Origin of the sequence: Streptomyces sp. NPDC052682 (assembly GCF_040678435.1) — a bacterium.
Classification (GTDB): domain Bacteria; phylum Actinomycetota; class Actinomycetes; order Streptomycetales; family Streptomycetaceae; genus Streptomyces.
In genome coordinates this window covers 275,218-287,698 of record NZ_JBFATS010000007.1, presented here as the reverse complement: position 1 = coordinate 287,698, position 12,481 = coordinate 275,218, and the positions used below count along the sequence as shown (strand labels likewise).

Annotated in this window: 10 protein-coding genes; 6 read left to right on the top strand and 4 right to left on the bottom strand. The window is 73.2% G+C overall.

All coding sequences use genetic code 11. The features are described 5' to 3' along the window. The first annotated feature begins 21 nt into the window (after positions 1-21). The 6 genes from AB0K80_RS13635 to AB0K80_RS13610 all read left to right on the top strand — a co-directional run bounded on the left by AB0K80_RS13635 (position 22) and on the right by AB0K80_RS13610 (position 5,997). Positions 22-831: an SAM-dependent methyltransferase gene (locus AB0K80_RS13635; RefSeq protein WP_365669017.1), complete on the top strand. Its 810-nt coding sequence runs from the start codon at positions 22-24 to the stop codon at positions 829-831. A 210-nt stretch (positions 832-1,041) separates the two neighbouring features. Further along, on the top strand, positions 1,042-1,857 hold the full coding sequence (locus tag AB0K80_RS13630) for a hypothetical protein (protein ID WP_365669015.1): 816 nt from the start codon (positions 1,042-1,044) through the stop codon (positions 1,855-1,857). Between the two features lie 125 nt (positions 1,858-1,982). After that, complete coding sequence (locus tag AB0K80_RS13625; protein WP_365669013.1) at positions 1,983-2,792, top strand: SAM-dependent methyltransferase; 810 nt, start codon at positions 1,983-1,985, stop codon at positions 2,790-2,792. A 61-nt stretch (positions 2,793-2,853) separates the two neighbouring features. Then, the gene (locus AB0K80_RS13620; RefSeq protein ID WP_365669011.1) at positions 2,854-4,254 is read left to right on the top strand and encodes a glutamine synthetase family protein; all 1,401 of its coding nucleotides are present in this window, start codon (positions 2,854-2,856) and stop codon (positions 4,252-4,254) included. Between the two features lies 1 nt (position 4,255). Continuing rightward, complete coding sequence (locus AB0K80_RS13615; RefSeq protein WP_365669009.1) at positions 4,256-5,386, top strand: amidohydrolase family protein; 1,131 nt, start codon at positions 4,256-4,258, stop codon at positions 5,384-5,386. Between the two features lie 83 nt (positions 5,387-5,469). Continuing rightward, positions 5,470-5,997 (top strand): NUDIX hydrolase family protein, encoded by a 528-nt coding sequence (locus AB0K80_RS13610; protein WP_365669169.1) that lies wholly within the window; start codon positions 5,470-5,472, stop codon positions 5,995-5,997. A 111-nt stretch (positions 5,998-6,108) separates the two neighbouring features. On the opposite strand, the gene katG is transcribed toward AB0K80_RS13610, so the two are convergent. From katG to efeU, 4 genes are all read right to left on the bottom strand, one after another. Continuing rightward, positions 6,109-8,331: a catalase/peroxidase HPI gene (katG, locus tag AB0K80_RS13605; RefSeq protein WP_365669007.1), complete on the bottom strand. Its 2,223-nt coding sequence runs from the start codon at positions 8,329-8,331 to the stop codon at positions 6,109-6,111. 34 nt (positions 8,332-8,365) lie between these two features. Then, the gene (locus AB0K80_RS13600; RefSeq protein WP_365669005.1) at positions 8,366-8,803 is read right to left on the bottom strand and encodes a Fur family transcriptional regulator; all 438 of its coding nucleotides are present in this window, start codon (positions 8,801-8,803) and stop codon (positions 8,366-8,368) included. A gap of 216 nt (positions 8,804-9,019) precedes the next feature. Beyond that, on the bottom strand, positions 9,020-10,312 hold the full coding sequence (efeB, locus tag AB0K80_RS13595; protein WP_365669004.1) for an iron uptake transporter deferrochelatase/peroxidase subunit: 1,293 nt from the start codon (positions 10,310-10,312) through the stop codon (positions 9,020-9,022). Positions 10,313-10,382: 70 nt separating this feature from the next. Continuing rightward, positions 10,383-12,428: an iron uptake transporter permease EfeU gene (gene efeU, locus AB0K80_RS13590; RefSeq protein ID WP_365669002.1), complete on the bottom strand. Its 2,046-nt coding sequence runs from the start codon at positions 12,426-12,428 to the stop codon at positions 10,383-10,385. Positions 12,429-12,481 lie beyond the last annotated feature (53 nt).

Here is a 12,481-nt window from a genome sequence, read left to right as displayed (position 1 = left end):
CCGGCGAGCGAAGGAGACCGCGTGACCGGCACCGAACCGGCCACCCACCGCATCGACACGACCAAGCCGCACTCGGCGCGGGTGTACGACTGGTTCCTCGGCGGCAAGGACAACTACCCCGTCGACGAGGAACTGGGCCGCCGGATCACGGCGATCAACGGCGAGGCACCGCGTCAGGCCCGCGCCAACCGCCGGTTCATGCAGCGAGCCACGCGCCTGCTGGCGGGCGAACACGGGATCCGCCAGTTCCTCGACATCGGCACCGGCATCCCGACCGAGCCCAACCTCCACCAGATCGCCCAGTCCGTGGCCCCGGACGCCCGCGTGGTCTACGTCGACAACGACCCGATCGTCCTCGCCCACGCCGCGGCGCTGCTGCACGGTACGCCGCAGGGTGTGACGCAGTACGTCCAGGCCGACGCACGCGAACCGCACACCATCCTCGAACGGGCCGCCGCCGTCCTCGACTTCGGCCGTCCCGTCGTCCTGTCCCTGATCGCCCTGCTGCACTTCATCGCCGACGAGGACGGCGCCCACGACCTGGTGGACACCCTCGTCGGCGCGCTGGCGCCGGGCAGTTGCCTGGTGCTGTCCGCGATGACCGCCGACTTCGAGCCGGAGAACGTACGGCGGGGCATCGCCGCGTACGCGGCGGGCGGCGTGACGCTGGTGGCCCGCTCACAGACCGAGACGGCCCGCTTCTTCCAGGGCCTGGAACTGCTCGAGCCGGGCATCGTGTCCGTGAAGGACTGGCGTCCCGGGGCGGACGAGGAGGCGGAGGACGGGGAGCGTCCGGTGTCGCTGTACGGCGCAGTGGGCGTCAAGCGCTGACGCCTGCACCGCTCCTGGACGAGCGAGGCTGGTGCCACGTCCAGGGCGGAGCACCCCGCGAGCCCCCACCCGGGCGGGTACGGGTACGCGCGGGGCGACGCGTGAGGCGGTGGCCTGGCGTCCTCACCCGAACAGGTCGCGTGCGCTGGTGACCGGACCGGGCCGGTGATGCCCTGGGGGCACGGACCCCGCTCCCAGGAGGCAGCCACGATGACCCGTACCCCAGGCGCCCGTGTCCTCGCCGCGGCTCTGGCGGCGGGCGCGCTGCTGGCCACGGCGGCCTGCTCGGCCAACGGTGACGGTGGTGCGCGGACGGCCTCGGACGCCCCCGCGTCGCCGGTCGCCGGAACCGGCCGCGCCCCCAGCCCGGGCCGCACCCTCACCGCGGCGGGCGCCCGGGCGGCGCTGGTCACCGAGGCCGACCTGGAGGACGACTGGTCACAGGTCAAGGGGGCCGAGCGCTGGCGCGACCGCCTGCTGGTCGGCACCGTCGACGTTGCCGCCTTCCTCTCCGGGAAGTCCGCGGCCTCCCGGTGCCAGCGGCTGATCGACGCCCTCTACGACAACGACCTGCTCGGAAAACCCGAGGGCGCCTCGGCGCTGGCCGGCTTCCAGCAGGGCGACTCCCGGCTGCTGTACCAGGTGGCCGCGTACGACCGGGGCCGGCTGGACGACTCCCTGGCCTGGCTGAAGTCCATGCCCGTCGAGTGCGACGAGTTCACCGTCATCGACCCCTCCGGTGCCCGGCGCACGATCCAGGTGACCGAGACGGCCCTGCCCAAGGCCGGCGACGCCCGGCAGGGCCTCCATGTGACGGTGCAGGGCAGGGCCGCCGGTGACCCCGCCACCGTCTCCCTGGGCGTCGCCGCCGTCCGTGTCGGAACCGACGCGATCACCGTGACGGCCGGCGGCCTGGACGGCTTCGAGGACGACACCGTGAACACGGCGGTGGGCCAGGGTGCGAAGCGCCTGAAGGACGTCCAGGCGGGCCGTACCCCGCCCGCGACGCCCGGCGAGGTGGGGTGACACCGGCTCGCGACGCGCGCGGCACGGGCCGCCGTCGCCGTGGGTGTGCCGATTTCCGGGACAGCGATGATCACCCGGCGGCACAATGAGCGGGCGAGGGCCGCACGTGTGAGAAGGAGCAGGACGTGAGCGAGAGCCACACCCCGACGAGCGGGGCCGCGAGGCTGAACACCGGTGTGGCGCACAACGCGCGCGTGTGGAACTACTGGATCGGCGGCAAGGACAACTACGAGGTCGACCAGAAGGTCGGCGAGCACGTCGCCGGCATGTTCCCGGTCATCCGGGACATCGCCCGCGCGGACCGTGAGTTCCTGGGCAGGGCGGTGACGTTCCTCGCCGGTGAGCGCGGGGTGCGGCAGTTCCTCGACATCGGCACCGGGCTGCCGACCGGGGACAACACCCACGAGATCGCCCAGCGCATCGCGCCCGACGCCCGGATCGTCTACGTCGACAACGACCCGATCGTGCTGGCGCACGCCCGCACGCTGCTGACCGGCACCGGCGAGGGCGTCACCGACTACATCGACGCGGACGTGCACCGCCCGCAGACGATCCTCGAACGGGCCGGGCGGACCCTGGACTTCACCCAGCCGGTCGCGGTCATGATGCTGGGGATCCTCAACTTCGTGCTCGACACCGGCAAGGCCCGGGACATCGTGCGCGAGGTGATGGCCGTCGTCCCCTCCGGCAGCTTTCTGGTCCTGACGCACCCCACCTTCGACGCCGACCTCGGCGGCGAGGGCCAGATCCCCGCCATGACGTTCTGGAACGAGAACGCCACCCCGCCGATCACCGCCCGCAGCGGTGCGGACATCGCCGCGTTCTTCGAGGGCCTCGAACTGCTCGAGCCGGGCCTTGTGTCGTGTTCGCAGTGGCGCGCGCAGCAGGCGCAGACGCCGGTGCCGCAGTACGGCGCGGTGGCCGTCAAGCCCTGACCGGCCGTCAGACCCTGACCGGAACCGGACGCGACCGGCCCGGCCCTCGAGGAGGAACCGCATGACCACCCTGGCCGACCCGGTGCCCGGGGGCCGTCCCGGTGACGTGGAGCGGGCCACCGCGCTGAGCGGCGAACTGGCCGGCCGGGGCGTGCACGGCGTGGTCCTGGCCTACGTCGACACCGCGGGCATCGCCCGGATCAAAACGGTGCCGACGGCCCGGCTCCCTGCGGCCGCGGCCTGGGGCGTCGGGATGTCCCCGGTGTTCGACACGTTCCTGGCGCACGACACGATCGTCTCCACCGACGTCCTCGGCTCACCGGACGGCGACCTGCGGCTGTACCCGGACCTCGACCAGCTGGTGGTGCTGTCCGCGCAGCCGGGCTGGGCGTGGGCGCCGGTGGACCGGATCACCCAGGAGGGCGAACGGCACCCCGCGTGCGGCCGCACCCTGCTGCGCCGGATCGTCGCCGACGCCGCCGAGCGGCACGGCCTGAGCTTCCGGGCGGCCGTCGAGATCGAGTGGGCGATCGGCCGGGACACTCCCGACGGCGCGTTCGTCCCGGCCACGACCGGACCGGCGTACGGCGCCACCCGGCAGGTGGACCTCAGCGACTACACCGCCGACCTGCTGGCGGCCTGCGCGGCGCAGGGCGTGGACGTCGACCAGCTGCATCCCGAGTACGCGGCCGGGCAGTTCGAGCTGTCGGTGGGGGCGCTGGACCCGGTGGCCGCGGCCGACCGGAGCGTGCTGGTGCGGCAGACGATCCGGGCGGTGGCGCTGCGCCACGGGCTGCGGGTGTCCTTCGCCCCGGCAGTCCTCGCGCAGGGCGTCGGCAACGGTGGCCACCTCCACCTCTCCGCCTGGCGTGACGGCGTCAACCTGCACGCGGGCGGGGCGGGCCGGTACGGCATGACGGCCGAGGCCGAGTCGTTCACGGCCGGTGTCCTCGCCCACCTGCCCGCCCTGACGGCCGTCACCGCGCCCAGCCCGGCCAGCTACCTGCGGCTGAAGCCGTCCCGGTGGGCCGGGGTGTTCACCGCCTGGGGCCGGGAGACGCGGGAGGCCGCGCTGCGGGTCGTCACCGGCACCGCCGGGGTGCGCGACCAGGCCGCGAACCTGGAGATCAAGCCCGTCGACCTGGCCGCCAACCCGTACCTCGCGCTGGCCTGCCTGATCGACGCCGGACTGGACGGGCTGGAGTCGGCCGCGGCCCTGCCCGGTGAGATCACCGGGGATCCGGCGCGGCTCGCCCCGGCCGAGGCGGCGGCCCGGGGCGTGCACCGGCTGCCGACGTCGCTGGAGCAGGCCGTCGCCGCGTTCCGCGAGGACACCCGGCTGCGGGATGCGCTGGGCCCCGTGCTCGCCGACGCGGTGATCGCCGTACGGCGGGGGGAGAGCGAGGCGGTGGCCGGGCTGGACGACGAGCAGGTGGCGGCGGCGTACCGGTGGACGTACTGAGATGAGCGCCGTGCGCGAGGCGCTGGACGCCCTCCGGCTGGTCGACCACCACTGCCACGGGGTCGTCACCGCGGAACTGGACCGGCCGGGGTTCGAGTCGCTGATCACCGAGGGCGAGGCGTGGCCCGGCGTCTCGCCGTTCGACAGCCCGGCCGGTGTGGCCATCCGCCGCCACTGCGCTCCCCTGCTGGACCTGCCGCGGCACGCCCCGGCCGAGGAGTACCTGGCCCGGCGGGCCGAGCTGGGCGGGACGGAAGTGACCCGGCGCTTCCTGACCGCCGCCGGGACGGACGTGTTGTGCGTGGACACCGGGTACGCCCCGCACCCGCTCACCCCGCCCGCCGAGCTGGCCGCGGCCGCCGGCGGCACCGCGTACGAGGTGGTCCGGCTGGAGGGCGTCGCCGAGTCGGTGGCGGCCGCGGGCGTCGAACCGGAGGCGTACGCGGAGGCCTTCCGCTCGGCGGCCGAGGAGGCGGTACGGCGGCCGGGGGTGGTGGCGGTGAAGTCGGTGGCGGCCTACCGCACCGGTTTCGACCTGGACCCGGCCCGGCCGGCCGAGGCACTGGTGACCGGGGCGGCCCGGCACTGGCTGGCGCGCGGCGGGCGGCTGGACGACCCGGTGTTGATGCGGCACCTGCTGTGGACCGCCGTCGACCTCGGGCTGCCGTTGCAGCTGCACACCGGGTTCGGGGACAGCGACCTCCGCCTGCACCGGGCGGACCCCGCCCTGCTGACCGACTGGCTGCGGCTGACCGCCGGCACGATCCCCGTCCTGCTGCTGCACTGCTGGCCCTACCAGCGGCAGGCCGCCTACCTGGCGGCGGTCTTCGAGCAGGTGTACCTCGACGTCGGTCTCACCCTGCACTACGTGGGTCCCGGCCGGGCGCGGGCGGTGCTGGCGGAGGCCCTGGAGATCACCCCGTTCCGCAAGCTGCTGTACAGCTCCGACGCCTACGGGGTGGCCGAGTTCTACCACCTGGGCGCGCTGGCCTTCCGGCGTGGCCTGGCCGAGCTGCTCCAGGAGCGGGTGGACGCCGACGAGCTGGCGCCGGCGGACGCGCTGCGGATCGCCGAGTGGGCCGGGCGCGACAACGCCCGCCGGGTGTACCGGCTCGCCGGCGGCGCAGGATAGAAGCGTGGGGCCGGTCACAGTTGTTCCGGAGCGGCTACCCAGACAGCCCGAACCCTTGAAAGTATGATCAAGCGATGTCTGACATGACCGAAACCACGCCCGGTTGGCTGAGTCCCGACGAGCTGGAGCTGGCGCGCGCCCGCATGCCGATCCTGTACGTCGAGGCCGTCCCCGTCCGCGTCGACGACAGCGGCGAAGTCACCAGCGTCGGGTTGCTGCTGCGCATCGGGCCCGACGGTACGGTCAGCCGGACGTTGGTCTCCGGCCGCGTGCTGCACCACGAACGCGTCCGGGACGCCCTGCTGCGCCACCTGGAGAAGGACCTCGGCCCGGTGGCCCTCCCCCGCGTACCGGCCTCGCTCCAGCCCTTCACGATCGCGGAGTACTTCCCGACGCAGGGCATCACGCCGTACCACGACCCGCGTCAGCACGCCGTGTCCCTCGCCTACATCGTGCCGGTGACCGGCGACTGCCGGCCCCGGCAGGACGCGCTGGATCTGGTGTGGTTCAGCCCGCAGGAGGCGCTGTCACCGGCGGTGCAGAGCGAGATGCCGGGCGGCCACGGCGTGCTGCTGAAGCAGGCGCTGGCCCACGCGGGCTGGGCGGTCTGACACACCGGTCACCGGCCCCGGCGCACGGGAAGGGCCCCGAGGGCGTCGCCCTCGGGGCCCTTCTTCGGTGTCCGGGCGGGCCGGACACCCGCACCGGACTGACCGGACTGATCAGACCAGGTCGAACCGGTCGAGGTTCATGACCTTGTCCCACGCCGCGACGAAGTCCTGCACGAACTTCTCCTTGGCGTCGTCGCTCGCGTAGACCTCCGCGAGGGCGCGCAGCTCGGAGTTCGAGCCGAAGACCAGGTCGGCGCGGGTGCCGGCCCACTTCAGCTCGCCCGTGGCGGCGTCACGGCCCTCGAAGGTGGTCTGGTCCTCGCTGGTCGCCTTCCACGTCGTGCCCAGGTCGAGCAGGTTGACGAAGAAGTCGTTGGTCAGCGCACCCGGGGTGGTGGTGAACACGCCCAGCTGGGACTGCTGGTGGTTGGCGCCCAGGACGCGCAGGCCACCGACCAGGACGGTCATCTCCGGGGCGCTCAGGGTGAGCAGGTTGGCGCGGTCCAGCAGCAGGTACTCGGCCGGCAGGCGGTTGGCCTTGCCGAGGTAGTTGCGGAACCCGTCGGCCTTCGGCTCGAGCGCGGCGAACGACTCGGCGTCGGTGTGCTCCTCGGTGGCGTCCACACGGCCCGGGGTGAAGGGCACCTGGACGTCGAAGCCGCCGTCCTTGGCGGCCTTCTCCACCGCCGCGCAGCCGCCGAGCACGATCAGGTCGGCCAGCGAGACCTTCTTGGCACCGGAGTTGGCGTTGAACTCCTGCTGGATGCCCTCGAGGGTGCGCAGCACCAGCGCCAGCTGGTCGGGGTCGTTGACCTCCCAGCCGCGCTGCGGCTCCAGGCGGATGCGGGCACCGTTGGCGCCGCCGCGCTTGTCGCTGCCGCGGAAGGTGGAGGCCGACGCCCACGCGGTGCTGACCAGCTGCGACACGGACAGGCCCGAGTCGAGGAGCTTGGTCTTGAGGACCGCGATGTCCTCGGCGTCGATGAGCTCGCCCTCACGCTCCGGCAGCGGGTCCTGCCACAGCAGCGTCTCCTGCGGGACCTCCGGGCCGAGGTACAGCGACTTCGGGCCCATGTCACGGTGGGTCAGCTTGAACCAGGCGCGGGCGAAGGCGTCCGCGAACTCGTCGGGGTTCTCGTAGAAGCGGCGGGAGATCTGCTCGTAGACCGGGTCAAAGCGCAGCGCCAGGTCGGTGGTGAGCATCGTCGGCTTGTGCTTCTTCGACGGGTCGTGCGCGTCGGGGATGATCTCCGGGGCGTCCTTGGCGACCCACTGGTGGGCGCCGGCCGGGCTCTTGGTGAGCTCGTACTCGAACTCGAAGAGGTTTTTGAAGAACCCGTTGCTCCACTGGGTCGGGGTGGCGGTCCAGGTGACCTCCAGGCCGGAGGTGATGGTGTCCGCGCCCTTGCCGGTGCCGTAGGTGTTCTTCCAGCCGAGGCCCTGCTCCTCCATGGAGGCGGCCTCGGGGTCGGCGCCGACGTGGTCGGCGGGGCCGGCACCGTGGGTCTTGCCGAAGGTGTGGCCACCGGCGATGAGGGCGACCGTCTCCTCGTCGTTCATCGCCATGCGGCGGAACGTCTCACGGATGTCGCGGGCCGCGGCCAGCGGGTCCGGGTTGCCGTTGGGGCCTTCGGGGTTGACGTAGATCAGGCCCATCTGGACCGCGCCGAGCGGGTCCTCCAGCTCGCGGTCGCCGCTGTAGCGCTGGTCGTCGAGCCAGGTGGTCTCGGGGCCCCAGTACACGTCCTCCTCGGGCTCCCACACGTCCTCGCGGCCACCGGCGAAGCCGAAGGTCTCGAAGCCCATGGTCTCCAGGGCGACGTTGCCGGCGAGGATCATCAGGTCGGCCCAGGACAGGCTCTGGCCGTACTTCTTCTTCACCGGCCACAGCAGGCGGCGGGCCTTGTCGAGGTTGGCGTTGTCGGGCCAGCTGTTGAGCGGCGCGAAGCGCTGCTGGCCGGCGCCGGCGCCGCCGCGGCCGTCGCTGATCCGGTAGGTGCCGGCGCTGTGCCAGGCCATCCGGACGATGAGCGGGCCGTAGTGCCCGAAGTCGGCGGGCCACCAGTCCTGCGAGGTCGTCAGCACCTCCGCGATGTCCCGTTTGACCGCCGCGAGGTCCAGGCTCTGGAAGGCCTCGGCGTAGTCGAACTCCTCACCGAGCGGGTTCGCCACGGGCGGGTTCTTGGCGAGGATCTTCAGGTTGAGCCGCTCCGGCCACCACTGGCGGTTTCCGCCGCCCTGGGTGGGGTGCAGGGCACGTCCGTGCGCGACCGGGCAGCCTCCGGTGCCTTCCGCCTTCGGGTCGGTGACGATCGCATCGGGGTTCTCAGACATGGATGTCCTTCCGAACTAGGTGAATCACGGGTGCTCAGGCAGTGCTGGCGGTGGAACATGCGGGGCACAGGCCCCAGTAGATGACCTCGGCCTCGTCGATCGAGAAGCCTCGGTCGTCGGAGGCGGTCAGGCAAGGGGCCTCGCCGACCGCGCAGTCGACATCGGCGACGACACCGCACGACCGGCACACCAGGTGGTGGTGGTTGTCCCCGACGCGTCCCTCGAACAGGGCAGGGCTGCCGGGCGGCTCGATCCGCCGTATGAGCCCGGCCGCGGTGAGCGCGTGGAGGCCTTCGTACACAGCCTGGAGGGAGACGTGCCCCACCCGCTCACGCACCCCGGAGGCGATCGCCTCGACGCCGAGGTGGTCACCGTCCCGGACGGTCTCGAGCAGCGCGACACGCGCGGCCGTCACCCGCAGGCCGGCACCGCGCAGCTCCTCGGCGGGGGTCGGAGTCTGGGATGCGGTCATGCCCCGAACCTACCCTGCTAAACACGAACGGTTCAAGAAAACGAGCGGTTAAATTTTCTGTCGGCGAGTCGTGGGCCGGACGGGGAGGCCGGCACCGGGCGGCGGGACGCCCGGCTGGAGGCCGGGTGCGCGGCCCGGCGAGACGGAGTTCGCCGGCGGAGCGCATGTCCGGGCACGGGCACGCCCGGGTGGGCAGGACACCGCCGGCCGGCCGGATCAGGTCCCGAGCAATCCCCGTCCAAGCCAGTCCGAGGAGTCCCGGACGCCGGGCAGGGCGAAGAAGTAACCACCGCCGGTCGGAGAGATGTAGTCGACCAGGGGTTCGTCGACGAGGCGGGTCTGGGTGGCCTCGAACTGCCGCCGCACGTCCTGCTGGTAGCAGCAGAAGACCAGGCCCATGTCGAGGTTGCCGACCGCGTCGACGCCCCGGTCGTAGTTGTAGCCGCGGCGCAGGATGCGGGAGTCGTCGGTCGCCGGGGTGCGCGGGTTGGCGAGGCGGATGTGCGCGTCGAGCGGAACGGCGTTGCCGTGCGGGTCCTTGGCGTAGTCGGGGACGTCGGTCTCCCGCGCGCCGTCGAGCGGGGCGCCGGTGTCCTTGCGCCGGCCGAACATCTTCTCCTGCTCGGTCAGCGACACCCGGTCCCAGAACTCGACGAGCATGCGGATGATCCGGATGACCTGGTAGCTGCCGCCGGTCGCCCAGGCGGGTTCGTCCTGGCCCGCCTGGACCCAGACGAGCCGGTTCATCTCGCGGGCGGAGCGCACGTCCGGGTTGGCGATGCCGTCCTTGAAGCCGAGCAGGTTGCGCTGGGCGCCGCTCGGCCGGGGCACGTTCTGGAAGCCGTCGACCCGCCACCTGATCTGCAGGGCGCCGCGGGTGTGCTTGGCGATGTCGCGCAGGGCGTGCAGCACCGTGTCCTGACGTGCGGCGCACAGCTGCAGCGACAGGTCGCCGTGGCACTCGGCGGGGTTCAGGTCGTCGTTGGGGAACGTCCGCATGGGCGTCAGCCGGCGCGGCTTGGCCTTCGCCAGCCCGTAGCGGTCGTCGAACAGGGAGGCGCCGACACCGACGGTCACGGTGAGCGCGTCCGCGGGGACGACCGGTCCGAGGATGCCGTTGTCGGAGGGCGGCGCGCCGACCCCCAGGTCGGTGGGCGTACCGCCGAAGGTGAGGAACCGGGCGCGCGCGGTGAGGGTGCGCAGCAGCTCGGCCAGCTCCCGGCGGTCGTCGGCGATGACGTCGAAGGAGACGAAGGCCGCGGCGGCCGGTGCCGGGGTGAGGATGCCGGCCTGGTGGGGGCCGTGGAAGGGCACCCTGGCGGCGGTGGCGGGACTCCCGTAGCCGACCGCCTGTACCCCGGAGGCGTTCGTGTCGCGCCCGAGCGCGAACCCTCCCCCGGCCAGGGCCGCTGAGGCGGCGCCGGCGCCGAGCGCTCTCCTCATGAAGGCCCGGCGGTCGGCTCCGGCGGGGCAGCCGCCCCGCGGGGCCGGTTCTTCGGCGGACGTCATCGGGTGGGTCCCTTCGCGAGTCGGGTGAGGGGCGATGCGGTCGCGGTCGTCGTGGCGGTCCGGTCGGCCCTCACGCCGACCTCCGGATCTCCAGCAGGTCCGGGACCGGTGCCAGGTCCTCCAGCAGCTGCCCGGTGGCCCCGTCGATACGGGCCCGGGCCGTGGCGTCGAGCCGGTCGAGCGGGGTCCAGATGCCGCCGTGGTGCGCCGCGTCGAGCAGGCGCTGCAGCCGGGCGATGCCGGCGTCCACGGTGGGCAGCAGCCGCGGGGACCGGCTGGTCAGCAACGGCCTGAGGACGGTGAGCAGTTCGCGGGTGCCCGCCAGGTCGGCGTCGGCGGTGGCCAGTTCCGTACCGCTGCCCTGGTCTGCGTCGCCGGTCAGTTCGAACTGGAGGGTGTTCTCCAGGATTTCGTGGGTGCGCAGGGGCAGGTCGCCGGGGTCGAAGTCCTGGGAGGGGAACGCCTTGCGCAGACCGGCCGCGTCGGCGGCGAGTCGCCGCGCCGGGCCCGCCAGCTCACGCGCCGGCTGCCCGTGCCACAGGCCGTACTCGACGCGGTGGAAACCGGTGAAGTCCTTGTCGCGCACGCCCCCTGGCAGCCCGTCGGGCCGCCCGTTGATCTTCTGGTCGAAGTCCTGGAACGTACCGTAGGCGGCGCCGAGCGAGGCGTACGTGCGGTGTGCGGTCAGCCAGTCGGCGCGGGCCCGGCCGAGGTGCCCTGCGGTGATGTCGTCGCTGAGGCGGCGAGTCTGTACGACGAGGCCGGCCAGGCCCCGCTCGACGTACGCCTTGTACGCGGCGAGCGGCCCGGCCAGGTCCTTCGCCGACACGGGCACGACGGCCCGGGCACCGGCGCCCGCTGCGCCGCTGACCCGGACGGCCTTGGACGTGGCGGCCCTGCCGCTCGCGGGTACGCAGCGCCAGGCGTAGCTGCCGGCGGTGACCGTGGCGACGAGGTCGCGGGTGGTGCCGGGGGCCAGCCCCTCGATCTCCCCGTAGACGGCGCCGGTCCCCGGGTCGATGAGGTACACCTCGGAGGTCTGGTTGCCGGTGTTGCGCATCTGGAAGGTCCGGCGCCCGGGCCGTGGCGCGGTGAAGCCCTTGCCGCACTCCGTCGGCGAGACGGCCACGGTCTGCGCCCCGCCCGGCTCGGGACGGCTCAGGGCGACGACGGCGCCGGCCAGGACCGCCGGGACGGCGACCACGGCGACCGGGATCACCCAGGCCGGCCGGCGCCGTACAGAGGACGGCCCGGGCCTCTTCTCCTTCCGTACCGGGGCCGCGGCCGGCTCCCCGGGCCGCGCGGGGCGGCGGGCCCCGCGCACGAACAGGGTCATGACGATGCCGAGATAGCCGGCGTACCCGGCCACCTGGAGCCATGTCATGACCGGGGTCAGATTGAACACGCCCTGGGCCAGGGAGGCGTACCAGGAGCCGCCGTCGACGCTGCCGGTCAGGTCGAAGGCGTACGCCGTCCCGCCGGGCAGCACCCCGCCCTCCTGGAGGTCGCGCAGCCCGTAGCCGAGGACCCCGGCGGCGATGATCACGAGGACGGCCCCGGTGGCGGTGAAGAACCGGGTCAGGTCGATCTTCAGCACGCGGCGGTACAGACCCCAGCACAGGCCCGCCGCCAGCACCAGGCCCAGGCCCGCGCCGGTCAGGGGCCCCGCTGACTCGCCGGCCGCGCGGGCCGTGGTCCACAGGAACAGGGCGGTCTCCAAGCCCTCGCGGCCGACGGCGAGGAACGAGGTCGCCATCAAGGTGCCCGCGCCCATGGCGAGCGCCCCGGTGACCTTCTCCTTGATCTCACCCGACAGGCTCCGCGCCGAGCGGCGCATCCAGAACACCATCGCGGTGACGAACGCGACGGCCACGACGCTGAGCGTGCCCCCGAACGCCTCCTGCGCCGCCGTGGACAGGGAGGCCGCGGTGAAGGTGAGCACCGCGCCGAAGCTCAGCGCGAGGGCGAGGGCGGCCAGGACTCCGGTCCACACCTGGGGCAGCCGGGCCCTGGCCCCGGCCCGCACCAGGGTGGCGACGAGCAGCGAGACGATGAGCCCGGCCTCGAGTCCCTCCCGCAGCCCGATGAGAAAACTCGGAAACGCGTCGTCCCACATCTCTGGCGCACCCTCCGGCCTCACTCCCGGCCTCGGCGACGGCCGGTCAGCGC

Excerpts from the sequence above, each read along its gene's own strand:
- AB0K80_RS13630 (WP_365669015.1), top strand. The coding sequence starts at position 1,042 with ATGACCCGTACCCCAGGCGCCCGTGTCCTCGCCGCGGCTCTGGCGGCG.
- AB0K80_RS13620 (WP_365669011.1), top strand. The coding sequence starts at position 2,854 with ATGACCACCCTGGCCGACCCGGTGCCCGGGGGCCGTCCCGGTGACGTG.
- AB0K80_RS13615 (WP_365669009.1), top strand. The coding sequence starts at position 4,256 with ATGAGCGCCGTGCGCGAGGCGCTGGACGCCCTCCGGCTGGTCGACCAC.
- AB0K80_RS13610 (WP_365669169.1), top strand. The coding sequence starts at position 5,470 with ATGACCGAAACCACGCCCGGTTGGCTGAGTCCCGACGAGCTGGAGCTG.
- katG (WP_365669007.1), bottom strand. The coding sequence starts at position 8,331 with ATGTCTGAGAACCCCGATGCGATCGTCACCGACCCGAAGGCGGAAGGC.
- AB0K80_RS13600 (WP_365669005.1), bottom strand. The coding sequence starts at position 8,803 with ATGACCGCATCCCAGACTCCGACCCCCGCCGAGGAGCTGCGCGGTGCC.
- efeB (WP_365669004.1), bottom strand. The coding sequence starts at position 10,312 with ATGACGTCCGCCGAAGAACCGGCCCCGCGGGGCGGCTGCCCCGCCGGA.
- efeU (WP_365669002.1), bottom strand. The coding sequence starts at position 12,428 with ATGTGGGACGACGCGTTTCCGAGTTTTCTCATCGGGCTGCGGGAGGGA.